The sequence below is a fragment of the Paenibacillus sp. FSL R7-0048 genome (assembly GCF_038004505.1).
GTDB classification, from domain to species: domain Bacteria; phylum Bacillota; class Bacilli; order Paenibacillales; family Paenibacillaceae; genus Paenibacillus_AQ; species Paenibacillus_AQ odorifer.
In genome coordinates, this window is record NZ_JBBORF010000001.1 from 5921222 (window position 1) to 5945612 (window position 24391).

The following is a 24391-nucleotide window of genomic DNA, read 5'->3' on the forward strand; positions in this document are numbered from 1 at the left end:
TAAGTGAATACAAGCAGGGCAGCTCTGGCAATTGCAGGCTGCCCCTCCTGTTATTAGATTTCCTTACGGCTGCATTCCCATTGCCTTTTTAAAGGCAGCAATTTCTTTGGAAGCTTGCTTCAAGACATCATCACCAATTTTTTGAATAGCCGTCTTGGAATCTGTGTTCTTAGCCAGTGCATCACCGATCGCCGCTATAAAGATTTCCCAGCCCTTGTTATCTACTGGTGTAAGGTGTTTGACTGGAATATCGTTGCTTAATTGCTCATATAGTTTAAATTCCTCTTGCCCACCCAGATATTCATTTTTAGTGTTTGCGTACCAATCAAGACTGGAAATATCCTTGTAACCCGGCTGAATGGAATGTTTTGTCCAAATTTTCCAAGCATTTTCACTTCTCATACTCCACTGAATGTAAGCCCATGCCGCTTCTTTATTTTTGCTTTGCGAAGGAATAACAAAGCTTGAGCCGCCCATTCCCACGTTAATTCCTATTGGCAAACGGGTTACCTTCCATTTTCCGGCAAGCTCAGGGAATGTTTCCTGAAGTCCGCGCGCTCCAAATGAACCCGATACGACACCAACTAAATCACCTTTCAGAACTAGCTGTTTACCTTCGTCTGAGCCATAACCGATATGAGGTGCCCAGCCCAGCTGTTGTCCACGTTTTGTAATATCAAGAACTTTCACCATTTTGTCCGTATTACGTGTCCAGTTCATATCCTTATCAAAGTAGCCGACTTCATCTCCTGCCCATACGATCGGGCCATCGCTCCACTCCATGAAATATTTACCGTTAGCTTTCAAAATTTGAGCCAGGTTCAAGAGATTCTCTTCATCTTGCATGTATTCACCAAGCTCAGCAGGATCACTTGGCAATCCAAGCTCTTCAAAAATGTCTGCACGGTAGTAATAAACCCCCGGTGTCATATCCCAAGGCATACCAAGCAGCTGTGAGCTGTCTGGTGTCATCCAACGTTCCCAGTTATATGGAGCAACCAGATCTTTATATTTTCCAGCGTTATAAGGCTCTTCCAAAAGATTCTCCAGCACATTGCCCGCCATATAACGGTTCAACTGGTACATTTCTACTTCAGCTACATCCGGCGCTCCACTACCTGCGGCGATTGTCGTTTGCAGCTTGTCATGCAGGTCGCCAAAGGGCATAACTACCGTCTTCAGCTTGATTCCAGGATATTCAGCCATAAATGCAGCGCCGACTTCCTCGAACACTTTTTCATTAAAGGCCCAAACGGTAACCTCACCTTGAATATCTTTGCTTGGCAGGTCGTTGGCAGGATCTGCTGCTTCCGTGCCCTCAGTAGCTGTTGCATTGGTTGGCTCACTAGCATTATTAGTTTTTTCAGTGTTCGTTTTACCGTTGTTAGCTGCATTTTGATTCGTCGTTGAGCTTCCAGCGCTGCTACAGGCTGACAGAATAAGCACAAAAACCATTACCATACATACGACTAAACTGCTCGTTTTTCTTTGCGAAATCATAACCTAACCTCCCTCTTAAATTGAACAAATAAATGCTTGTTTATAGTGAAGGAGTGAACCTCCCTCCGTGACCGGCTATTTCCCCCCTTCCTTTAGTCTTAACACGGTCACGGAATATTTCGGGAATTCAAACTCCAGACTACCTTTGTCTACACTTACCTTTTGAGTTACAGGTGCCACCTTGTCAGGTTCAGCGAAGCTATTCTCAGCATTTAAATCGTCCGACTGAAGTACGGTAGCTGTTCCTTCCAGACTTGATGTGGCAAGTCCGGCAAAAGAAACATCCGTGCGCTGAGCAGTGTCACCCGCATTAACGACTTTAACGATCAGCTCACCTGTGGCAAGATCACGGCTCGCAGTTTGGAACAGCGGCCCTGCTGGACTTTCATCGTTCACCTCTTGTATAAGCTCATCGTCGAGATAGAGCCGGATATTAGCACCTGATAATTCAATGCGAATATCGTACAATTTCCCAGTCTCAATCCTTACAGGAACCGTTCTTCCGATGACTGCTCTTGTTCCACCTACTGATTTTTCAATCGCGCTCTGCGTATTTCCCCAGCCGCCAAGATTCCACCAATAGAAGTTACCTTCATCTTTAGAGCCGAACATAATGAGCATGCCTTCTGCTCCGCCAGTCTTTTTCGCCTTAAGAGAAAGTGTATAATCACTCCATGAAGTCTCACCGGCAACTGCACGAATATCAATATCATTAGAAGTCTGCTTAAAAGTACCCTTGGATTGTTCCCAGTCCCCATTGTTTAGAGTCCAGGCTCCGGAATCCTTCTTGAAATGATCTTCAAAAAGAACGTCATCACCTTTCGCTACTCGTACATCGCTGTACTCTACCTGGGTGGCCCAAGTCCCCAAACCAATTCCACCTTGAATGGATTGCTTACCGGAGGTTTCTTCTTGACCTAGAGCCACAAGTGAGGTTGGAAGAACTACATCCCCCTTATTGCTTCCGAACATCTGCTGCACATGATAAGAAGGTGTTCCGTAGCTAGTCGATGAATCAAACACAATAGCGTCCGGGTTCCAAGTACGATCCTTCGTATTCACAAACAACGGGGCATAAGAGGACATTTTTACGATATCAGAATTCCGTTCCATGCCCATCATAAAAGCGGCCTCGCCGATTGCAGCGTTCAGATTGCCTTCTCCGGCACCCTTGGTTACCGCATACTCACCAACATAAATCTCAGGACCACTCCGGTCATAAGTATCGTATCTGTTCGAGTTGCTGAGGAACCATTCAGTGGTTTCATAGTAATGCTCATCAACCATCTCGATAGGCTCACCTTCAACTGCCGCATTGGCAATGAGATGAATCTCTGGATACTTCTCTTTAATTGCTTTATAAAACAAGCCATAACGCTTAATATATTCACTCATCTGGAAATTGTTTTCGTTACCAATCTCTACATATTTCATATTAAAAGGCTCCGGATGACCATTAGCGGCTCTTTGTGCCCCCCATTTGCTAGTAACCGGTCCGTTTGCATATTCAATGGCGTCCAGCGCATCTTGTATCCATGGCTGAATTTCACTGACTGGAACGGTATTCTGCTTGGCTATAGGATCTCCGTTATGTGAAATCCCGATATAAGCTACATATAATGGTTCCGCTTTCAGATCTTCGGCCCATTGCAGATATTCGTGGAAGCCCAGCCCATCTGAGGAGCGGTAATCCCAATATCCCTTATGACCGGGACGCGTTTCAATCGGACCAATGGTGTTCTTCCATTGATAAGCATCAGTTGGCGTTTTCCCTTCCACAAAACATCCCCCCGGAAAACGAACGAATGCGGGTTTCATCGCAGCTACCTTTTCAGCCAAATCGATGCGAAGCCCATTCTCCCTGTTGTTCCAAGTCTCAGGAAACAAAGACACCATATCGAGATAAACAGTCCCTACATTGGCAGCAGAGATTACAATTCGTGCGTTTGCTACAGTACCTGTAGAAGTCAGTGTGTATGTATATGGATGCCATCCTTCTTTTAACTTATCAACGGTCTGTTCTGCATATAGCTCATTGCCATCTGGGCTCTCTAACGTTATACGCAGTGGCATATTGTCCCCTGGCTCTGGCCGCGCATAGAAAGACAACTTGTAACTGGCCTCCTTCGTCAAAGCAATCCCCCAGTAACCATTATTCACAGCAGATACCGAACCACCCTCGGCAGCTGATGATACTGTTAAAGCCATTGCCTGGGTCTGAGCATCGTTCAAAAGCTTAGTGCTGGTCAGAGCAAGCTTCCCTTTACTCCCTCCTTTTTCATCCATCCACCAATTGAACAGTGTGACCGAACTATCCTCAAAGGAACGATTGGAAATCAGCTCTGCATATAGCCCTCCATCTCCCGCATGATTAATCTCTTCGAAAAAGGCTCCGTACAACATCGGGCTGATCTTAGCTCCCGGATTCGCCGTATCCACAGTCAACGTATATGCGGTTCCACTACTTGTGTTAGCTGCTGTCGCCGTTGGAAGAGTTTCCTTTCCCGCTTCACCCGTTGCTTCTTTGGCAGACTCCTGAGACAGTGTTGCTGGGTTTTCGCCCTTAGAAGCCCAATAATACGTCAGCCCGCCAATCACAATCACGAAAATCAGCACCGTAAGCCATAGCTTCCGTCCATATTTATTCAAAGATAATTCCCTCCAACTTTTTATTAGCGTTTTCATTTTTATGAAGTGAACAGATCCTTCCATTCGTAATAACTTAAAATCATTTCACAAAACCTAAATGAATCCGTTTCCATTGATAAAATACCATACTAAAATCGGGTTGTAAATAAATTAAACTAAACCTTTTTATACTTTTATGAATATAATTTCCAATAGTTTTGCAAGAAATTAAGAGATTTATTAGTTTTTTTAAAACAAATTCCCTCTTTTCATCTCACCATCTTTATATTTTTCTAAAATAAACGGGGGTTTACAGCCCTAAGTAAGTTTAATTTTCATTTTTTTCTTCATTTATTTTACTGTTTTATTTTTCCATTCAAATAATAATGAAACTAAAATTAATTGTGTTGCCCCCAAAAAATCATATAAAAAAAGCTCCCCCTTGCCCAAACTCAGGCAAAGGAAAGCTATCGTTTAATTTCCAACTAAATTTAGTTCCGCCACTTCATAAACTTGTAATCAAGAAAATCAACAAGCAAGAAGAGAATAAAACCGACCAAGCTGAACAACATAATTCCCGCATACATCTCCGGATAATCTAATCTTAACCACGCATCCATGATGAAAAAGCCCATACCGTGCTCTGTTCCATAGATCTCCGTAAAAAACAGTACAGATATCGCCGTTCCAAGCGAAATACGAATCGTACTCAGAATTACTGACAATGCCCCCGGCAGTGTCACATGCCAGAACTTCTTCACAGCGCTGGCACCTATACTAGTTAAGACATCATAGGTATTGTCCGGAATAGCCTTAACCCCATCCCTTACCGAAATGATGATCTGAAACAATAGAATCAGCATGATCATTAGGATTTTGGACGTCTCCCCAAGCCCGAAGAACAGCATCACTACTGGAAGCAGGGCAATTTTGGGAACAGGATAGGTCAAGTAAACCACAGGGTCCAGCAGTTTGTTCCAGGTCAACGAACGTCCCATTAGAAGACCTACAAGCAGTCCAATAATTAACGCCAGTACCACACCTGCAAAAATTCTGAACAAGCTATACCCTACATTTATAGCAATATCCTGCGCTCCTAACTGAAACATCGCCTTATATACAGCAAAGGGACTTGGCAAAATCGAATGGTTCATAAGTAAAAATGCGATATACCAGACTACATTCATACAGACAAATACAAATAGCAGCCTTACTAGATGATGAAGTCGACGTTTGTTTACCATATCTCCTGCATTACCTTTCTAATCCGCTTAGTCTGCTCAAAGAAATCCACACTGTCCCGCTTATCCTCATGCTTCATATGAAACACCAAATGATTATCAATAATTTCAGGTGTAGTTTCTTTGTTGGACGGCATGACGATAATCTTTTGCCCCAGCAGAATCGCTTCTTCCACATCATGAGTGACAAATAATGTAGTCGTCGGGTTAGCCATCCAGTTCTCTAAAAAGAGGACCTGCAGCGTTTCCCTTGTTATCGCATCGAGTGCAGAGAATGGCTCGTCCAGCAACAGAATAGTAGGCAAAATGGCAAAAGCTCTGGCAATCGCTACTCTTTGCTGCTGGCCTCCACTGAGGGATAAGGGATAACGTTCTGCTAAATCAGAGATCCCCATCGACGAAAGCCACTGCTTAATCTGCGTCTCCCGTTCTTGCTTGGATGAACTTGCCGTATGCGTAATCTTCATCGCTATCTGAATATTATCATGTACAGTCTTCCAAGGAAGAAGCCCGTAGTTCTGCGGCACCAGCCCGATTAACGTTTCTTTCTCATGTACAGATTTCTCATTAAAAAGAATTTGTCCCTGATAGCTAGGCAGCAAGCCCGCAATCGCCCGTAATAAAGTAGATTTCCCGCTGCCGGAGGGTCCGATAATGGTGTAGATCCCATGTTCCGGCAAAGATAAATCCACCTGACCTAAGGCTAATTGTCCGCTCTTATATTCTACTTTCAGATCCTTTATGGCGAGTCCTTTATTTCTTGAATTGGACATCAGAAATCACATCTTCAGCCGAGATATTTTTGCTGAGCAAACCTTTTTCCCGTGCCCAAGCAAATGCAGCCTCTACTTCCTTCACATCCACTTGATAAGCTGGTACATAATCCGGTACCTTGATCTCATCTTTTAATGTTTCTGGATATCCTACTTCTTTGATTACAAGATCGATATATTCAGATTGCTCATGGGATTTCATATAAGCTACTGCTTCATCATATGCAGCATACATACTGCGGATAGCTTCTGCTTTGGCATCAATTGCAGTTTGCGGGAAAGCTAATACGAACGGATTTACTCCCGCAGTTAGCGTTGAGCTCAGTACACGCAGGCCTGAGGTTTTGCCCATCGTTACAAAAGGTTCTGGCAAAATTGCCGCATCCGCCTTATTATTCTTAAGCAATTCTAAACGGGTCGGAATCTGTGGAACCTCTGTCACTGTAATATCAGCTTCGGTCAGACCTGCTTGTTTCAGCATCATTGCCACTGTATATTGTGTGGAGGTATTTTTGGACAAAATCACGGTTTCCCCCTTCAAATCCTTCACATCCTGGATCGATTCATTTCCAGTCAGCAAATCAAATTCCCCAAAAGTTGTACTGGTGATCTTCACATCCAGTCCAGCCTCATTGTAAATGGAGATCGCAACCAGGTCAGCACTTAGACCATCCAGCTTGCCTGCTTGAAAAGCTACATCCCGATCTTTGGCGCTTTTAAACGTCTGGATGTCCAGATCCACACCGTGGTTTTTATCGAAACCTTGTTCATGTGCGATGATAAAAGGAATAGCATCAATCGAGGGTAATAAACCGAGCGACAAGGAGGTAACTTCTTTTGCAGCCTCTGGAGCAGCTCCCTCTGACGATTCTGTATTTGTATTATTTTTCGAACCACAACCGACTGCAAGTGCAGCGATGACAACAACCATCATAGATAACAACAACATTCTCTTTAGACCTTTATTCTTCATTTAACTCTCCTGCCTCCATTATTCTTTCTATAGTGTAATTCTCTGTAATATTCTTTGCTCACTCATAAATGTGCATGCAAAAAAATCCTTAAGCTCTACAAAAAAAGCTTTAGGCATGTTAAGTTTACCACCAATCTTTATATTTTGTATATTTATAAATTTAGATATAAGTAAATAGAAGCGACGCAAAAAAAGCTGACAGCGGAATGGTTCCGCTACCAGCCTCAATCTCTATGTTATGGAGTTAGTAGATTTGTATGGATTTTAATGACAGCTTTTTTAATCTGCTGCCCCGGTTGACCCATACCCGGTCTGTGAACATCATGAGGGAAAAAGACCGCGAACATTCCAGGCTTCAAAGATAACAATATTTCATCTGCTGATGGAGGATAAAGCGCATATTCTCCTTCGGCATCGTAAGGCTTAATGGGCTCGATCCCTTCTTGCAGGGGTGCCCAGCCAATCGTTTCTTCACCTTCGATCAGATAATGCACATCAATATAAGTCTCATGCTTCTCTGCGACTTGTTCCTCCAGCGATTTTGCCTCCAGAGCCATAATCGAAGCATACATCTCGTTCCCGCGGATTTCGATTCGCCCAAGATCAGGATCATGTTGTAAGATTACTTTCAATTCCTCAATAGCCTCAACAATGACAGGATTCTCATACTTGATATGCTCTTCCCAAGATGACAAAGAACCTAAGATCATAACTTCCCATTCCCCTCACATCTTAATGTGCTAAACCAGTTTCTCACTGACTGCTGAAGCTGTAGTTTCTTTATTGATTATGGATTGCTCACTAGTCTTCTTGAAATATTCTACATATAAAATATCAAGCAGATAGAGCTGCGATATCTTTGCAGATAATGAACCCCCTTGCAGCGGTCCTTCATTAGCACCACATAGCAGGGTCAGATCGGAGTACGAGGTTAACGGTGACTTTTCAAACCTGGTAATGGATATTACTTTGGCTCCTCGTTCCTTTGCTTTTCTCGCAACCTCAATGCTATCCTTGGTCGAGCCGGAATAAGAAATCACAACAGCGACATCCCGGTTAGACATCAACGCTGCCGACATCATCTGCAGATGTGAATCCATTAAACATTCCGTTTTGTTCGTAATGCGCATAAATTTAATCTTGGCTTCCATAGCTGTGACTAGAGAAGAGCCCACACCGAAAAACAATACACGTTCTGCATTAATCAAATACTCAATGGCCTCACTGATCTTCTGTATATCAATTAAATTATAGGTCTCGTTGAGTGCACTTACATTCGTGGTCAGCACTTTAGAAGCAACAGCTTCAATCGTATCATCCATCAGAATTTGATCGGTAAGCTGCGGGATCTCATTCTCCACAGTGATGCTATGTGCCAATGCGATCTTGAACTCTTGATACCCTTTATAACTTAAAGATTTGCAAAATCGAAATATACTTGATTCCCCAACATCACATGCATCTGCAAGATCAGTAATCGACATGTAGACTACACTTCTCGTATTCTCCAGTACGTAGTCCGCTACCTTCTTCTCCGTATTCGTCAAATTATTGTATTTAGAATGAATTGAAGAAAAAATACTGATTGTCCGCAAAAAAGCCCCTCCTTTTCAATAAATTAATGTACGAATAAGGAGGAAGCTCCCAGCAGACCTGCCTTATTCCCTAATGAGGCTTTAACAATTCTCACTCCCGCAAAGCTTTCCATAATCAAAGACTTCGTGCGTTCTTCTACCCTTCGAACCAAATCTTCTTGTTCCATTACACCGCCACCAATAATAATCGCGGATGGATTGAAGATATGTGTGATAGAGGCTAAACCCACAGCCACTTCAGTAATCCATAGATCTAAAATACGTTCAAGCTGCTCATTTCCGCTCTGTATTTTATCAAATAAAGCTTTTCCGTCCGTGCATTCGGGATCTGCCAGCTGAGCCATCTTCACTAAAGCTGTAGTTGAAGCGTATTTCTCATAATACGGCAGTCCTTCTACTCCGGATGGGGCCGACAATGGGTGAGTAAAGATATGGCCAAATTCAGCCGCTACCCCATTAGCTCCTTTATAGATTTGGCGATTAATGACGATCGCACCGCCAATGCCTGTGCCAAAGGTTAGACATAAGAAATTGTTAAAGCTCTGAGCAGCTCCATAATAAGCTTCGCCTAATGCTGCTGAATTCACATCGTTCTCTACCATAACAGGTTTATGAAAATGATGGGTGACAATATCCTTAATTTTCATTCCAGTATATCTAGGTATATTTTCGTTAGCATAGACAATAAATCCTTCTTCTGCATTAACTTGGCCCGCGGTGCTTATGGCAATGGCATCAAAATGATCGTATTCTGCAATCTTTTCCAGCATTCTCGAGATTACATGGGGTCCCCCCAAGTAGCTTTCTGTTGCATACTCCTTGAAGTCATGTACATTCCCCTGTTTATCGCATATACACATCTTGGTATTGGTACCGCCAATATCTACGGCTACAATTCTCATTCCCATCTACCCTCTCTGGCGTTCTACTGAATAGCGTTCACAAACCGCTTCGTAATCTCCATCGGTCTCGTGATCGCAGAGCCAACCACTGCTGAATACACACCTAAATCAAACATGGTCTTTAATTCTTCAGGAGTGGAAACCCCACCTTCAGCTATAACGGGAACAGAGAAGTTGTTGACGATTTGCTGAACCAATTCAAAATCTGGCAAGTTGCGGCCTTTAGTGGCCTCGGTATAACCGCTCAAGGTAGTTCCTATCAGATCAAATCCCAGCTCAACAGCCTTCGCAGCTTCCGCAAATGTAGAACAATCCGCCATAAACAGTTGATCTTTATAGGTCTCTTTTAAAAGTGGAAAAAGTTCAGAAATAGTAGATCCGTCCGGGCGAATACGGTCTGTAGCATCCATAGCAATAATATCTACCCCTTCGCGGTACAGCTCATCGACTTCCTTTTGAGTGGGTGTAATAAAGACTTCAGAGCCTTCATACACCTTTTTGATTATCCCAATGATCGGCAGATTCACTTGCTTTTTGATTTCTTGAATATCCGCTACGCTGTTTGCCCGAATTCCAGAAGCCCCGCCTAAGTAAGCAGCATAAGCCATTCTCCCCATAATAAACGGGCTATGCAGCGGTTCTTCTGGTAAGGCTTGACTGGAGACGACTAGTTTATGTTTTATTTTTTTAAGTACATTATTTTCAGTATTCATCAGTAACCCACTCCACATTTTTATTTATTCTTTAACTGCTCCTGCCGTAATCCCATTGGTGAAGAACCGTTGGAATAACATGAACACTAGCAACATCGGAATTGCAGCGATGGTAGCTCCGGCCATTTTATAAGCGAAATTAGGATTCAAATCCTGCATTAAGGTCGCAGTACCAACCATTAATGTTTTCATTTTGTTCTCTTGGCCTATAACCAGCTGCCACAAATAATCATTCCAGACTTGCACGAAATTCAGAATAAATAAGGCTCCAATACCAGGTTTGACAATAGGCAACATGATGCGCGTGAAGATTCTCCATTCATTTGCACCATCTATTCTCCCGGCTTCTCTTAAGGCATTAGGGGTTAAATCGAAGAATCCCTTTAATAGGAACACTCCAAATGCACCCGCCACGTTCGGCCAAATCATACCGTTATAACTATTTACCATTCCAAATTGTTGGGTGATCCGGAATAAGGGCACAATCATAATTTCTTTAGGAATCATCAAACTAGATATAAAGATAATGAAGATTATATTTTTACCTTTAAAATTAATCTTTGAGAACGCATAGGCGGCCATAGAGCCTACAACGATAACCAAAATAGTAGAAATACCTGATACATAAATACTATTAAACGTCCATCTTAAAGCCGGCTGGTTCTGAAATACATCCACATAGTTGGAGAATGTAATCGATTTGGGCCACCAGTCTGGAGGCATCTTCACAACATCCGAGCTGTTCTTGAGTGAACTTGTGAATAACCAATATAGTGGAAAAAGATTAAGGAGTGCGAAGAGGATAATGATCACATTCGATATCACATCAAACTTCTCTCTCTTTTTCTTGTTTTTAATCTTCGACATGTTGTATTCCCCCTCACTTCACCTTAATCATGCTTCGTAGCTGTGGCACAGACAGTATCAATGTAATCACGAACATGATAACCCCTACCGCAGAAGCTACACCGAGTTGGTTATATTTAAAGGCATTATTATAAAGGTAGTACATCAGCGTTACGGAGGAATTGTTCGGTCCGCCACCGGTCAATAACTGAATAACTACAAAGATTTTTAATACGGCAATAATATTGATAATCGTAATATAAGTTGTTGTAGGTCCTACCGAAGGAATCAGGATCTTTGTAATCACTTGCCATCTGCTAGCACCATCGATTTCTGCTGCTTCAAAAAGCTCTTTCGAGACACCAATCATCGCAGCTATATACAGAATAATTGCCTGGCCCACGTTAGTTGCGAAGGTTACAAATATCACGACTGGCAGAACCGTCTTTGGATTTCCCAGCAGATTAATCGTCCCTAGTCCCATGTCTTTATATAGATAAGAGATAAGTCCGTTAGCCGGATTCAGCAAAAAGCTCCAGACCATACTCATAACCACCATGGACACCATTACCGGGATATAATAACTTCCTCTAATAAAGGAAACGTACTTAGCATTCTTATCAAATACCGCAGAGGCTACGAACAATGCAAACCCCACTGTAAGTAGAACGATAAATATTACGAACACAACGGTGTTGATAGTAGCCTTAAAAAATACCGGATCATTAAACAATGTGGTGTAATTGGCAAAACCCACAAACTTCTCGCTGTCATAATTAATCTGGTATAGACTCAGCCGCATCCCTTCTAAGATCGGATAGACAAGAAAGGCTAAGAATACTATCATCTGAGGTAAAATAAACAGATAACCTGTAATATTCTCTTTTAGGTAATTACTACGTAGTTTCATATCGTTTACCTTTCTAATTAACAGCCCTAGAGTCTCTTCAGACCCTAAAGGCTGTCAATCGTGTATTGTTTATCTGGTCTTAGATTATTGGAAAATTACAGAGCCAGCTTTATTGGTCTCAATCACCTTGTTGCCACTTGCCTGATAATCTTGCACAAACTGTTCCGGTGTCTTAGCTCCCATGTAAAGTGCTTGTAGCTCTGGATATAAGACCTCTCTTAATTGGCTGTATCCTGGAACGTTGCCTGTGAAGTTGAACAAATATTTAGAGTTGGCATCGTAAGCTGCAAACAGTGGATTCTCCGCTTTAAGCGCTTCGGCTACAGAACTTCTTACAGGAATACCATTCTTAGAGGATTTAACTAACTCAGGATCGCTTGAGAAGAACTTCACGAAATCCTTAGCTACTTCAGTCTTCTTAGCATCTTTGGACTTGAATACACTAGCGCCTACTACATAAGTAAAGGATAGAGGATCTCCGCTTTCCGACGGAATATTAGCAAGTCTCATATCGAATTTCGCTGCCGTACCGTCCGCCATATTAGCTTTCGTACCATTAAACAGAATTGGGTTAGTGAAACTGATCGCTAATTGCTGATTTTGGAACATAGCATTGGCATCATTAGAAGAAACAGATTCTGCGCCTGGATTTGTATATCCGCCGTCATATAGGTTTTTCAGCCAAGTTGCAGCTTTAACTCCGTTCTCATCATTCAGGACAATGTTGCCTTGATCATCAAAGAACTTATTGCCGAACATTCTCATATAGGCAAGGTTCCATGTATCGCCCTGATTATTTACAGCGAATAATGCCATTGGATATGCATTGGAATACTTATCCTTCGGCAGATTGTTTTTCAGACCCTCAAGAATTTGTTGATATTCATCCAAGTTCCAAGTTTTGATTTCGGATTCTTCACCCACAAACTTTTCTAAGCCTGCTGCTTTAAACATGTCCGCGTTGTAAACCAAGGTGCCTGGGTTGTGCTGGAATGGATAGAAATAAATATCTTCTCCGAACGTTACAGCGTCCCAGTAGTTTTGAGCAATATCGCTTTTCGCGTCTTCATCAATGATGTCAGTCAAAGGAACCAATGCTCCCCGGTGAACGTAATCCCCCATCGGGAATACACTCTCAAAGAACACATCTGGAGGTGTTCCTCCGCTTAAGTTAACATTAAGCAATTGATCGCGCTGATCTCCAGCAATGACCTCTATTTGAATATCTGCATCGTATTTATCATATTGTGCTTTGAATTTCTCAGCGGCGTGCTTTAGGAAGCTATCATAGTCCGCGCCTGCCTCCGTGGCATCCACAACACCCTTCCACTGTGGAGTCAGCCATACTCTGATCGCCACTTTTTCCTTCCCAGATGCAGAAGAATTATCGGATGTATTAGAACTCGCAGCATTGTTACCTGAGCAACCTGAAATTAAAGAAATAATCACCATTAGCGCAAGCATTGCCGAGAGTAAACGTTTTTTCTTCATTTATAAACCTCCCTAAAAGTTTTGTGAGCATTACCTTCTCTGAATCGCTACGTACAAAACTCGCTTCGAAAGCATAGAACCTTTAATTTAAAATCCGTTTGGCATGGTATTGCACTAAATCGGCCATGCTGCGATGTCCTTGCGGATCAAAATGCATATAATCAATTTCATTCATCGATACATGGTCTCTGGAATCTACAAAGTGGATACCAGTTCCCGTTAGCAAAGCTGCAAGATGCTCAGCGAGCTCCATAGACTTCTCACTACATCCGCTACCCATTGGTTTGCCAATAGGGGTATGAATATACTCTGCTCCAATCGGAGGGGGCGCGATTACTAGAACCTCTGGAGCCTTCCCCTCAGGTCCTGCACCGCTACCTTTAGCTTTAAGAGCCAGCCTAACAATACCTTGTGCGATGTTATAAGAAGTTAATCCAAACCTTTCTTTGGTATCATTGGTCCCAAGCATGATCACAACCAAGTCTAATGGCGAATGTGACATCAGGCAGGGATAGATATAGGAAATTCCAGAAAGTCCTTCAAATAGAGGGTCCTCACTGACACTTGTTCTGCCCGGAAGCCCTTCTTCGATCATACGGTAGGCGTCACCCAATTCTGTATGAAGAATTCCCGTCCAACGAATATCATCCTTAAATCTGCGGTCTGTCTCTGCGTCGTAGCCCCAAGTATTAGAATCGCCAAAGCATACGATGGATTTCTTCATTTGTCTTAACCGCAATATCTTTCAATAGCTTGATCAATCAATTTCATAATGTCTGCGATCGGACCAGCATCTTCAGCGGCTACTGCCTCAAGCGGTGCTCTTACGCTACCAATGTTTACGCCTCTTAATTTTAGAATCTCTTTTATTCCGGCATACATGGCACCTTTGAGCGAACAAAGGGCGATGATAATATCGTTGATATCGCTTTGAATTTGTCCAGCTTCTTCGAACTTACCAGCCTTAACAAATTCATTTGCTTGCAGGAACAGCTCAGGCATAACCGCATAGGTTCCACCGATTCCCGCATCCGCTCCCATGATTCTTCCCGCAACATATTGTTCATCCGGTCCATTAAATACCACTACATCTTTTCCACCCACTCTTTTGAATCTTTCAATATCCATAGTCGGCATGGAGGAGTTCTTCACACCAATCACCTTTTTGTTCGCAAGCAGCTTCTCAAATAGGGACGGAGTCAGTGTATATCCAGTAGTCTGAGGAATGTTGTAGATGATGAAGCTTAGAGGGGTTGCCTCCATAATCTCGCTCCAATATTTATAGACTGCACTATCAGGTAACTTGAAATATATAGGCGGGATTGCGGATAATGCATCGTATCCTAAGGTTGCAGCATGTTTCGCTAACTCAATACTATCTCTAGTGGAAGGGGCACCCACGTGGGCAATCAGTGTCATTTTACCTTTCAGGTTACTAGCTACGTAGCTTAGTACCGCTTTGCGTTCGTCGAGACTCTGGTAAATACATTCTCCTGAGCTGCCTCCCACATATACACCTTGAACTCCTTTTTCAAATAAGTAATCACATAAAGCATGCGTCCGGGATTCCGAAATATTTCCTTGATCGTCATAGCAGGCATAAAAGGCAGGTATAATTCCGTGGAACTTTGTGAGTGTCATTGTTAATCCCCCTTAAGTTGTGAGCGGTTTCTTTTCTACATAAACAAAATATCATTATATTTTGCTTTTGTAAATTATTTTCTCTATTTTTTGAAAAATAAAATTTATTTTCACCAATCTTATTTATGATTAGCAAAATAATGGTTTTCAGTGCAACTCGCAGCTAATAATCATTTATTTTTCCATATTCATTAGAAAATAATCCTGTAAATTCTCCACCCTAAATTTATTTCTTCAGGGCAGTATTTGTTGGATATACGGATGTAAAATAATTTAAAAAAGTGGTACTAATGAGTATCCTTTCAGCTTCGTTAAAAATGTCTCCTACAGGGAGACACTTCTCTCCAGATGAAGCACAAAACCTAAATAACACACAATGTTCACTGAAAAATCTGTGTTTTTCAGACGGACACACCTTTTAAAAAATGGAGTTTAGGATTATAATGAAAGCGTAAACAAAGAACAACAAAATCTATTTTGTTTCTTCGCCAAAGGAGGCTGGAGGAAATGCTAGCAGGACTTAAGGAACTTAAAAATTGGGTGACAGAAAACTGGAATCCAACATTGAATACAGGTAATGAGGACTACCGGAAAATGGAGTACTCCGTGGAGCGCCATCTGCACACTCCGCAATCTCCGAAACCACTTAGCTATGAAGAAGAGGCTCGCATCAAGACCGTTAAATTTCATTAACTAACCCTTCAGATAAAGATTGATTCATAACGAAGACATCAGACCGCCAGTTCTGGAAGCAATTTCAGTGGATGCGGTCTTTTATTATGCCTTGTAGTTGTATACCGAAAAAACCTCCTCCACCCTAAAGGGTGAAGAAGGCTAATAGGTTACTTTCAAGGACATGGCAGTAGGTTATCAATTCAAAGGCCTTGTTTAGTTCATCCTTCGATAAACCTCAGCGCGCGTTCCGATTGATAATCAGCTAGGCCTTGGGCGAATTGTTGATCAGGAAATCCTCTATGCAGCAGCTTTAATCCACCTGAAGTTAAGGAGACATGATGGTGGAATTGATAAAATAACAGCCTATCATGATCCAGAGCATCGTTCTTTAAGTACCGGTAGAAATCCCCAAATCTCATCTGCAAAAAACTATGCTCATGCTCAATATCATAAAACATTGCTCCTTCGATATCGATCAAGAAAGGTTCCAGTTTATCGTTAACCATAACATGGTCAGGACCCAGTTCCCCGTGAATAAACCCATATTGCTGTCTGGGTTGAATTTTTGATTCAAGCTCGTACAACTTATCGAGCAGTTTGCTTTGATTAGACCTGATCTTCTCAATATGTTGGGAGGCATAGGCTAGCTGTACTTTCGCATTTTCCATTTGTAATAAATGACATTGCCCCATGCTGCTCTCGTTAGCATTTGCTTTCCCAAAAACATGCCTCTCGTGGGTATGCATAGCAGTAAGCATCTCCCCCACACGCTGAAAAACTTTATCTTGAACACGTAACTCGGGATGATGAAAATAGGTTTCTGCCATTCTTCCATCTATATATTCAACCAGAGCATAATCGAAAGAGTAACGATCTCTTGCCTTATTCAGATCATAAAGAGCAGGGGTCTGAATTCCATGTTGTGTTAAGTACCTGTTATTTAATTCGAATAAATGACTTCCATAGGATTGTTCATTTATATCTTCATTTGCTTTTTCTTCTTTAAAATAATTCATGGAAAGATCCCACACATACAAAACGCAGGAAAATCCATTACTGCACTCAATCTTGTAGACCACCTTTTGTGCGCCGCCATGCATGCGCGAAACACGAGCAACGAAATAACTGCTGCCAAAAACCCTACTAATATAATCCTGTAAGTCAGCCTTATCGAGATGACAAGTAACGTCCATTAACAACACTCCATTTATTAGGTTTTGCCGGCTTCACAATAGTAAATAAAATCCAGCCGAAAGTATAGACTTATTCTTTCTGATCAATTATGATGTTGAATAAGGTCTTGAAAAAAACAAGCATACAAAAAGCCGTTGGAATTCATTTCAACGGCTTTTTTTTATGAAATATCTAAACAAATATAGAGGAGTACTTTCACAACATGTTCAAACGACTAACTGCACTATTTTCGATTCCCTCTTATGGCTTACTCTTTTTATGTATGTTACTGCAGGGGATGGGGATTTCACTCAGCGCACCCTTTTTATCCATTTATTTTACGGAACAGCTTGGAGTATCTGTCGGGCTGTTTGGTGTTTTTCTGGCCACCACGTTAATTGCCGGGATATGGATCAGTACACTAATCGGAAGACGCTCTGACCTCGGCTTAAATCGAAGAAACATTTACCTTGTCTCCACGCTCTGTAATGCTCTGGCTTATAGCGGATACTTGCTCTTTGGGGATTTTACGATCTTATTCATCTACATGATTGTGTTCACCGCCCTCGGTGCACCAGGGATGCCTCAATTGTTCGCCATAGCTAGAGAAGCAGTGAATAAGAGCGATTTTACGGATACTGCGTTTGCAAATTCTACCTTGCGTTCTGCTTTCTCTCTCGGCTTTATTACAGGTCCTTTAATCGGTACTCTGCTAATTGCTGCTGTTGGGTTTAAGGGGATTTTCTCGGGCACCATCGGAGTATTCCTGCTGGTTGCCTTACTTATTTCGCTATTCCTGAAATCAAATACAGAAGTGAAAAGCAGTACTGCAGAAGTAAAAGTAAAAAGTTTCCGGTTGGGTCAGAACCGTAATGTTCTGCTTCCTTTTCTGATTATGATACTCATGTATGTAGCCCACTGGACGAGTAGCATCAATACTGCCCTCTTTATTACCAACAATCTAGGGGGAACAACAAGCGATGTTGGTTTAGTCAGCAGTATTTGTGCTGCGCTGGAAATTCCTTTTATGATCATGCTGGGACTACTTAGTGCGAAATACAGTAACCGAATCCTGATGATGTGCGGAGCCATTTTCGGAGGAGCTTATTATCTCGTTGTCATTACTTCAGGCGCGATGTGGCAAATGCTTGCAGCCCAAATTTTGCTTGCCTTTTTTGTTGCCGTTATTTCAGCGATTGGCATTAGCTACATTCAGGATCTGCTTCCAAACATGCCTGGGTATGCATCCACGCTCTACTCTAATTCATCCACGATCGGCAGACTGATTGGCAGTCTTGTTGGCGGGTTATTAGCTAGTGTTGTTGGGTACCGGTATTCATTTGTGCTCTGTTTCATACTCGTCATTATTTCTACAATCATGCTTGCGGTAAGCGGACGTTACTCTGTAGATGATCCACAAAAACTAGCGATTTAATCCGCTTTTTCGGGCTTCATTCAGCCCTTGAAACTTCTCCATATTTTCTCGCGACTAACTAACATATCCTTAAAAAGGTGGGGTTAGATGTTAAAAACTATTGCAAGAATGCTCATGTTGATGTCTTTAATCTTTCTGGCAGCATGTGCAGGGGATGTTAAACCCATCGAGGAGCCGAGCACAGGAGCAAATACGCCAACTCATAGTCCAGCGATGAATACGCAAAAGCCGCAAAACACAGAACCCAAGCAGCCAAATGAAACCAGCTTTAAAGCAGAATTGTCAATAAATCTGAAATCATATTCAGATCAATTGACAGAGTATGATCTCCCCGCACTTGAAGTGCTGGAAAAAAACCTAACTGCTTTGGTTGAGCATGACCACACACTTTTCCAATCCGGGTTCGTAAACAAAAAACTAGCAGATGCTATGGAACCTTATTATGACGAACAATATCAGTACAAATTCACAGACATCGAAAGCATCGATTCCATGTTACCCAACGAACATCAGGTGAATATAACGGTGACCGGACAACGCTTGGATATGGCTGCAAAGACAGTTGAAAATGTAAAAATGCTATACGCTATTCGGCCAAACGATCAAGGGGAATGGGTCATTTATATCATTGATTGATTGATTGATTGATTGATTGATTGATTGATTGACTAACTGACTAGCTTATGAAAAATCGTCGTCCGATTCCTGACAGGGAATTTGAACGGCGATTTTTTTGTGAAAAAAACCAATTTCTCCCCTTGCTAGCATTGCGAGATGCGGAGAATGGAATCATGTTTGTGGTAACCTTCTAGCTACCTACCCGATCTAATATTTAAGTAACGTTACGAACATCCTAAGACTTCTAGTCAAGAAAGCAGGTAAATCTTTGCATATAGATCCTATTGTCGTCAAAGCCAAAGCTGGAGACCCTGAAGCATTCGTGCAGTTGATGCAGGAGATAGAGTTACCTTTATACAGAACTGCAAGGTCCATCGTCAACAAAGAAGAAGATTGTGCAGATGCCCTGCAGGAGACGATGCTTAAAGCCTTTAAGAACATCCATACACTCAGAGAGCCCGCTTTTTTTCAAAACGTGGATCTTCCGGATTCTGATTAATGAATGCAATAAAATGCTCAAAAACAACTCAAGAGCCCTCCCTTATGGAGAGCTTCCCGAAGTCCCTTCCACTTCCAAGGATTATGAGAAAATCGAATTATGGGATGCCGTTCAACATCTTGAGGAGAACCTCCGGATTGTCATTCACCTTCATTACCTACAGGACATGCCGATCCGTCAAATTTCCGACATTCTCGAAATTTCTACGGTTGCCGTGAAGACCCGGCTGCATCGCGCCCGCAAAAAGCTAAAGCATTCATCTCAATTCAATCAAGAAATGGAGTTGCGACATGGTAAACACTAAGTTAGAAGAACAGTTAAAGAACTGCCAAAGCCTACTTCCCGCTCAGTTATCGGATATTGCCCGCTCCAAACTGAATGAGACTTACCAAATCATCAGGGAGACCGATAATTCCACTTCCCCCATTCAGAGAAAGATGGATACATCAAGAACTTTTAATAAGTGGTTGATTTCCACTGCAGCCGCTGCAATTCTTGGAGTTACAGTCCTTGCTTCCGGCTTTGTATCGCCCGCAATGGCTGGTGCACTCAAGCAAATTCCGGTTTTGGGACAAATCTATTCATTATGGGGCGAAAAAAACTTAGATCCCGGTGTTCAACAAGCCGGGGATTTCATCACAAACGTAAACCAAAGCGTGACCCATAGCGAGGTGACCATGAATATCCCAACGTTGTTATTTGACGGAACCCGAATTCTTATGAACCTAACCACTCCTGGAAACCGTTTGGCTTCGGAGCCCAATTCGCCGCCTTCAGATGCCAATAAAGGCGCGGTGGATAAGTTTGAGGTTCTCTATAAAGGTCAACCTCTGCTCTGGAGTTACGAACACATGGATGGTGAGACTGCTTCCAGCATAATGGTTCAGGTTTTGAACACTTATTATGATCCGAGCACAACAACACAGACTGTCCAGTTCCCTGATCAGTTTGACTTGACTGTAAATGTAACGTTAAAGGGTTACGATGTCCCGTTCGAATTCGTTCTGCCTGTTACCAAATCAACGCCTGTTACCGCACTAACTTCAGAGGAGACCAAGCATCACGATAACATTAACTTGCAGATCAGTAAGGTAGAAATCACCCCAATCACAACGCAGGTATCCATTGAGTACAAAACCAAACCGGGCCAGAGCGTAGAAGAAATGCTCGCTTCTATCCCTTCGAAATATAAGGGTGCTAACGGGGGCGTCATCGCTCTTCAATTTGACATTGTCGATGAACGTGGCGTTCAACTGAAGCCCATCGGTGCTCACCCCTTAAGCGAATCTTATAATGTTCGTTTTGAACCCTTCAAGACTATACCGAATACCGTAACCATCAAACCGTACTTAGTCGTTTCCGAAGGTCAAGCCCCAGCTGGGACTAAAGGACTGTGGGAAGACAACAATATGGTCAAGGAATATATCCCTGAGCTGGAGACTGTACTTTCGGTCCAATAGTTCATTTGTAAAAGGGTATGCAAAACTACAAAAGACGAAGCCATAATAGGCTTCGTCTTTATATTTAGATGGCTTCAGGTAGGTTCAATCCAATAAGGTTATTTTGATGAAGCCAGCTTCGATAATTTGTCGGCAATATCTTCGGCTTGTAATAAGGAGGAGTATGAATCTGCTGCAAAATATTTTTCCATATCAATCTCAATCATTCGATTGTTTTTGACCGCATCCAACATCTTCCATGTCGCTGGCAACTTAGGCGGTTCTTTGTCCTTTACGGTAAGGACAATAACGTAGTCACTGAAGCTAGAATAAAAAGTGGACAGTAGTTAACAGACTGGCGATAATGAGTCCACGGAGGTGTGTTCACATGGGAGAACATCGACAACGGTATAACGAAGAATTTAAAAAACAGACAGTGCAGTTCATTCAAGAGCAAACAAAGACAGTGGGCGGCTTGGCGGAAGAGCTTAACATCCCAAAAAGTACCCTGCATCAATGGAGTATATGTTGCTGTTTACTCTGTCTACGTATCACATGTTGGCGAATATCCACCAGTTGAACCGTACATTTCACCGTTCCAGCCACTTCAGCTCTTTTCTACGGGATTTATACCGTACACTCTACCGTCCCAGCTATTCATGCAAAATAATTATGAAGTACGCTCGCAACTCCAGTTTTCGTTGCCCTATATAATAAATTCGGCCTCTTGAATGAGAGTCCATTCCCATAGATAACCTACGCAAATTATCTATATCGGCAAGATTTAGGGCCATCCTTTTACAGGATGGCCCTCTCATTGATTAAGTTGCAATTTTGCTAACCTTAATACTCTCCTTTAATTACAAAAAACGAACCCCGAATTGTTCCGGCTAGCTTGGACTTCTGCCTAGCAAACTTAAACTTCTCTTCTAGCTCCTTTGGGATCTCCATCCCCTCAGAAAGCTTAAAACCAACAGCCCGCTTCTTAGGGTCATCCACCGTATACATAACGTTCACCGCAAGACCATCCTCATAAAAGACATAAGCGAATTTAATATTTTCCACTTGAAAACGCGATGTTTCTAAAGGTTTGGCCGCAAACTCAATATCGCGTTCTTCTTTTAAAATTCGGTTCACATAATCAAGGGTCTCCTGACTTTCGCTGGCTCGTACAACCGTAAACTCATGTTTGTATTTGTTCATAAAGTAACGGGCCTCATTAGCACGCAGACCAGCAAGTGCATCTACTACAGGTGAAGATTCTAACCCAACCGTAGACACATTTTTAAAATCAACGATATAGGACATTTTCATCTCTCCTTTTCTCTCATTATTACCAAAAAAACTTATCGTTACTTAGGATACGGTTCGCGTATTGTCTGTAACGGCAAGTTTCTGTGTTAACTGCTGTGCTCTTTTTCTATTAAAGTGACCATCTCACGCTTCCACTTTTCTCGCTCCTCTGGCGGGATCGGCTCCCCTTTGTCATACAGAAATCTAATCATATAGAACCCATCCTTCGTAAGCAGGCTGGTAACAAGTTCATGTTCTAATACATTATTGTTCATCAACTGCGTCTCCACTATAGAGCTATTAACAGTCTGATGCAGTACTTGAGCAGTCAACAAGGTTTCTTGGGAGATATAATCCGCTGTATGCTTCTCTACAGAAGATGCCTCTATCTTATCAAAATAATTAATCGTGAACGTATGCGAAGGTTCGTACCGATGGTATTCTCCTAACGGATAATATCCGATAAATTGACTGTTACTGTAGACATGGAAGGTTGCAGGTACATAGCTATCAAGCTGAAAATACGGGATGAATCGCGCAATGCCTGAATTGATCTCTTCTCCAGGAGGAATGACCGCATCCACACCACTAAGGAAATCACCCTTCTTATCTACAAAAATCGTGCTATAAGAGCTGTACCTCGTAATCCAAATTGAACCATTCTCCTTCACAGCCTCAACGTAATAACTGATAATTTGATTTCTTTTTTCCTCACGTTCATCGGCGGGGTTGATACAGGTATGAATGTGCTTCCGAGTGTATGTAAAGACTGCTTTAGTGGCATCCATTGACAGCAATTCAAATTCGAGAATTTCAGATTTTATATTATAGATTTGAAATGTCATCATTAATTGAAAGTGATTTAAAAAGGACATTCCCCTTTTATCTGGATGAAATCTTTTGCTCAAACCTTCTTCATCCTTATCCATATAAGCCTGCTCCAAGCCTTCAACCAAGGCCTGTAGCTCCTCTTTTGTGATGCCTTTATTTTTTTTAAAGAAAAACATGTCTTCTCTCCCCTCATCATCAATCTACTTCCAATTACTTGCTCCTATTTATTATACGGGCATACCTGTGTACTTTTCTAGTTATGAAGAAACCATCCCTGACAAAGAAATGGTTTCTTTGAGTAGGTATACCTTTCGGTCATCCCTACATTTTTAAAATGTTCACGAACTAACCTAAATTGTTCTTCTACGCTCATGTTTGGTGTTCTTTCTATGGTTTTGATGCCCAGCTTAGTGCATTCTCTCTTCCGGGATAAACGGTAATATAAATTCAGGCATTATTCCTAAATCTATTAGGATTGGTTGGTCATCAGGTAACTTCAGCAAGTCAATAATAAGAATTCCATCATCTCTTCGACCACTTGAAATAACCATTGGCTAGAGATCATCCTGTAATGTTTGAAAACCTAATTCCTCTACAAACTTCTTGGTTTAATTGTTCTTTCAAATAATTATTATTTATCTTCATCCAACACACCCCATTTATATTTCAAAAAGCTTACTCTGACACGTTGGTTGTGAGGGGTTGGCAGATTCTTATCTTTCTAGATAAAAAAAGCCTTCCCCACCCAAAAGGGTGAAGAAAGCTTTAATGTGTATCCCCAAAATATGGGCAGCTATATTAGGTTTTCGTACCTGAGGGTGTCTTAGTCAATTGCTCCTCCAGCCACCTTATCGCCTCAGCCTCTCCAGAGAAGGCGCCTCCGGGGCAGCCGTAGGTTCTTTTAGTGGACAACGCTGTAACTGGCTTGTAGACAGCAAGCAACTTTGCATTCTGCATTACGACCGCGATGCCTGAACAATATTGGGCGATTTCCCGCTTGTTCATCTTGCACCAGTTCATATACAGCTGTGTGACCGCACGCTCTGGACGTGTGTTTTTCTCAGCAGAATGCACCATCAGCAGGCCGAAGGCAGATCGGCGCGCGAGCAGTTCTTCCCAATATGCGATATATTCTTCTACTGTCTCCTGATCAAACGCCTCCCCCAAACTAAGGCTTATGATCGGCCAAGCGGATTCATCCTTTGTTATAGCCAT

General features: G+C 42.1%; 26 protein-coding genes. 7 read left to right on the plus strand and 19 right to left on the minus strand.

The annotated features are described in order from the left end of the window. Window positions 1-63 precede the first annotated feature (63 nt). From NSQ91_RS26225 to NSQ91_RS26290, 14 genes are all read right to left on the minus strand, one after another. Window positions 64-1500 (minus strand): ABC transporter substrate-binding protein, encoded by a 1437-nt coding sequence (locus NSQ91_RS26225; protein WP_076129173.1) that lies wholly within the window; start codon window positions 1498-1500, stop codon window positions 64-66. Between the two features lie 75 nt (window positions 1501-1575). Continuing rightward, a complete protein-coding gene (locus tag NSQ91_RS26230) occupies window positions 1576-4149 on the minus strand; it encodes an alpha-L-arabinofuranosidase C-terminal domain-containing protein (protein ID WP_340920531.1) in 2574 nt (857 codons plus the stop codon). Between the two features lie 470 nt (window positions 4150-4619). Further along, complete coding sequence (locus tag NSQ91_RS26235) at window positions 4620-5372, minus strand: ABC transporter permease (RefSeq protein ID WP_076186390.1); 753 nt, start codon at window positions 5370-5372, stop codon at window positions 4620-4622. After that, window positions 5366-6142 (minus strand): ABC transporter ATP-binding protein, encoded by a 777-nt coding sequence (locus NSQ91_RS26240; RefSeq protein WP_076129171.1) that lies wholly within the window; start codon window positions 6140-6142, stop codon window positions 5366-5368. The genes NSQ91_RS26235 and NSQ91_RS26240 overlap by 7 nt, the downstream gene beginning before the upstream one ends. Beyond that, window positions 6123-7115 carry an ABC transporter substrate-binding protein gene (locus NSQ91_RS26245; protein ID WP_312149209.1) on the minus strand — a complete coding sequence of 331 codons (993 nt, stop codon included), beginning with the start codon at window positions 7113-7115 and terminating at the stop codon, window positions 6123-6125. Before NSQ91_RS26245 ends, NSQ91_RS26240 begins: the two co-directional genes overlap by 20 nt. Window positions 7116-7351: 236 nt before the next feature. Continuing rightward, window positions 7352-7825 (minus strand): YhcH/YjgK/YiaL family protein, encoded by a 474-nt coding sequence (locus tag NSQ91_RS26250; protein WP_076186392.1) that lies wholly within the window; start codon window positions 7823-7825, stop codon window positions 7352-7354. A 30-nt stretch (window positions 7826-7855) separates the two neighbouring features. After that, window positions 7856-8710 (minus strand): MurR/RpiR family transcriptional regulator, encoded by an 855-nt coding sequence (locus tag NSQ91_RS26255; protein ID WP_051491079.1) that lies wholly within the window; start codon window positions 8708-8710, stop codon window positions 7856-7858. A 23-nt stretch (window positions 8711-8733) separates the two neighbouring features. Continuing rightward, window positions 8734-9612, minus strand: a complete 879-nt coding sequence (locus NSQ91_RS26260) for an ROK family protein (protein ID WP_076308817.1) — start codon at window positions 9610-9612, stop codon at window positions 8734-8736. A gap of 23 nt (window positions 9613-9635) precedes the next feature. Beyond that, window positions 9636-10325 carry an N-acetylmannosamine-6-phosphate 2-epimerase gene (locus NSQ91_RS26265; protein WP_036679646.1) on the minus strand — a complete coding sequence of 230 codons (690 nt, stop codon included), beginning with the start codon at window positions 10323-10325 and terminating at the stop codon, window positions 9636-9638. Between the two features lie 24 nt (window positions 10326-10349). Then, window positions 10350-11192, minus strand: a complete 843-nt coding sequence (locus tag NSQ91_RS26270; protein WP_081382492.1) for a carbohydrate ABC transporter permease — start codon at window positions 11190-11192, stop codon at window positions 10350-10352. 13 nt (window positions 11193-11205) lie between these two features. After that, a complete protein-coding gene (locus NSQ91_RS26275) occupies window positions 11206-12081 on the minus strand; it encodes a carbohydrate ABC transporter permease (protein WP_076129168.1) in 876 nt (291 codons plus the stop codon). Between the two features lie 84 nt (window positions 12082-12165). After that, window positions 12166-13572, minus strand: a complete 1407-nt coding sequence (locus NSQ91_RS26280; protein ID WP_076129167.1) for an ABC transporter substrate-binding protein — start codon at window positions 13570-13572, stop codon at window positions 12166-12168. An 82-nt stretch (window positions 13573-13654) separates the two neighbouring features. Next, window positions 13655-14296 (minus strand): SGNH/GDSL hydrolase family protein, encoded by a 642-nt coding sequence (locus NSQ91_RS26285; protein WP_340920542.1) that lies wholly within the window; start codon window positions 14294-14296, stop codon window positions 13655-13657. Between the two features lie 5 nt (window positions 14297-14301). Further along, window positions 14302-15213 carry a dihydrodipicolinate synthase family protein gene (locus NSQ91_RS26290; RefSeq protein ID WP_038573110.1) on the minus strand — a complete coding sequence of 304 codons (912 nt, stop codon included), beginning with the start codon at window positions 15211-15213 and terminating at the stop codon, window positions 14302-14304. Between the two features lie 507 nt (window positions 15214-15720). On the opposite strand from NSQ91_RS26290, the gene NSQ91_RS26295 reads away from it, so the two are divergent. After that, window positions 15721-15906: a hypothetical protein gene (locus NSQ91_RS26295; protein ID WP_036679656.1), complete on the plus strand. Its 186-nt coding sequence runs from the start codon at window positions 15721-15723 to the stop codon at window positions 15904-15906. Window positions 15907-16106: 200 nt separating this feature from the next. Here NSQ91_RS26295 and NSQ91_RS26300 read toward each other — a convergent pair whose 3' ends face one another. Further along, entirely contained in the window at window positions 16107-17036 is a 930-nt protein-coding gene (locus NSQ91_RS26300; RefSeq protein WP_076305171.1) for a phosphotransferase, read from the minus strand. Window positions 17037-17284: 248 nt separating this feature from the next. Between NSQ91_RS26300 and NSQ91_RS26305 the strand changes: the two genes are divergently transcribed. From NSQ91_RS26305 to NSQ91_RS26325, 5 genes are all read left to right on the plus strand, one after another. After that, window positions 17285-18496 carry a sugar efflux transporter gene (locus tag NSQ91_RS26305; RefSeq protein WP_076305163.1) on the plus strand — a complete coding sequence of 404 codons (1212 nt, stop codon included), beginning with the start codon at window positions 17285-17287 and terminating at the stop codon, window positions 18494-18496. A gap of 87 nt (window positions 18497-18583) precedes the next feature. After that, window positions 18584-19132, plus strand: coding sequence for a hypothetical protein (locus NSQ91_RS26310; protein ID WP_076305164.1), 549 nt, complete (start codon window positions 18584-18586; stop codon window positions 19130-19132). 250 nt (window positions 19133-19382) lie between these two features. Further along, a complete protein-coding gene (locus NSQ91_RS26315; RefSeq protein WP_256716594.1) occupies window positions 19383-19613 on the plus strand; it encodes an RNA polymerase sigma factor in 231 nt (76 codons plus the stop codon). 13 nt (window positions 19614-19626) lie between these two features. Further along, window positions 19627-19917, plus strand: coding sequence for an RNA polymerase sigma factor (locus tag NSQ91_RS26320; RefSeq protein ID WP_256716595.1), 291 nt, complete (start codon window positions 19627-19629; stop codon window positions 19915-19917). Beyond that, on the plus strand, window positions 19904-21073 hold the full coding sequence (locus tag NSQ91_RS26325) for a DUF4179 domain-containing protein (RefSeq protein ID WP_076194583.1): 1170 nt from the start codon (window positions 19904-19906) through the stop codon (window positions 21071-21073). The genes NSQ91_RS26320 and NSQ91_RS26325 overlap by 14 nt, the downstream gene beginning before the upstream one ends. A 98-nt stretch (window positions 21074-21171) precedes the next feature. Here the strand turns inward: NSQ91_RS26325 and NSQ91_RS26330 are convergent, their stop codons facing one another. Further along, entirely contained in the window at window positions 21172-21324 is a 153-nt protein-coding gene (locus NSQ91_RS26330; protein WP_175619009.1) for a hypothetical protein, read from the minus strand. A gap of 116 nt (window positions 21325-21440) precedes the next feature. Here NSQ91_RS26330 and NSQ91_RS32120 point away from each other — a divergent pair, with 116 nt between their 5' ends. After that, window positions 21441-21632 (plus strand): transposase, encoded by a 192-nt coding sequence (locus NSQ91_RS32120; RefSeq protein ID WP_076305165.1) that lies wholly within the window; start codon window positions 21441-21443, stop codon window positions 21630-21632. A 263-nt stretch (window positions 21633-21895) separates the two neighbouring features. On the opposite strand, the gene NSQ91_RS26335 is transcribed toward NSQ91_RS32120, so the two are convergent. The 3 genes from NSQ91_RS26335 to NSQ91_RS26345 form a co-directional block, all read right to left on the minus strand. Then, window positions 21896-22360: a phage tail protein gene (locus tag NSQ91_RS26335; RefSeq protein ID WP_076194578.1), complete on the minus strand. Its 465-nt coding sequence runs from the start codon at window positions 22358-22360 to the stop codon at window positions 21896-21898. Between the two features lie 92 nt (window positions 22361-22452). Then, window positions 22453-23352, minus strand: coding sequence for a hypothetical protein (locus NSQ91_RS26340; RefSeq protein ID WP_076303267.1), 900 nt, complete (start codon window positions 23350-23352; stop codon window positions 22453-22455). Between the two features lie 622 nt (window positions 23353-23974). Beyond that, window positions 23975-24391 carry a hypothetical protein gene (locus NSQ91_RS26345; RefSeq protein WP_081386447.1) on the minus strand — a complete coding sequence of 139 codons (417 nt, stop codon included), beginning with the start codon at window positions 24389-24391 and terminating at the stop codon, window positions 23975-23977.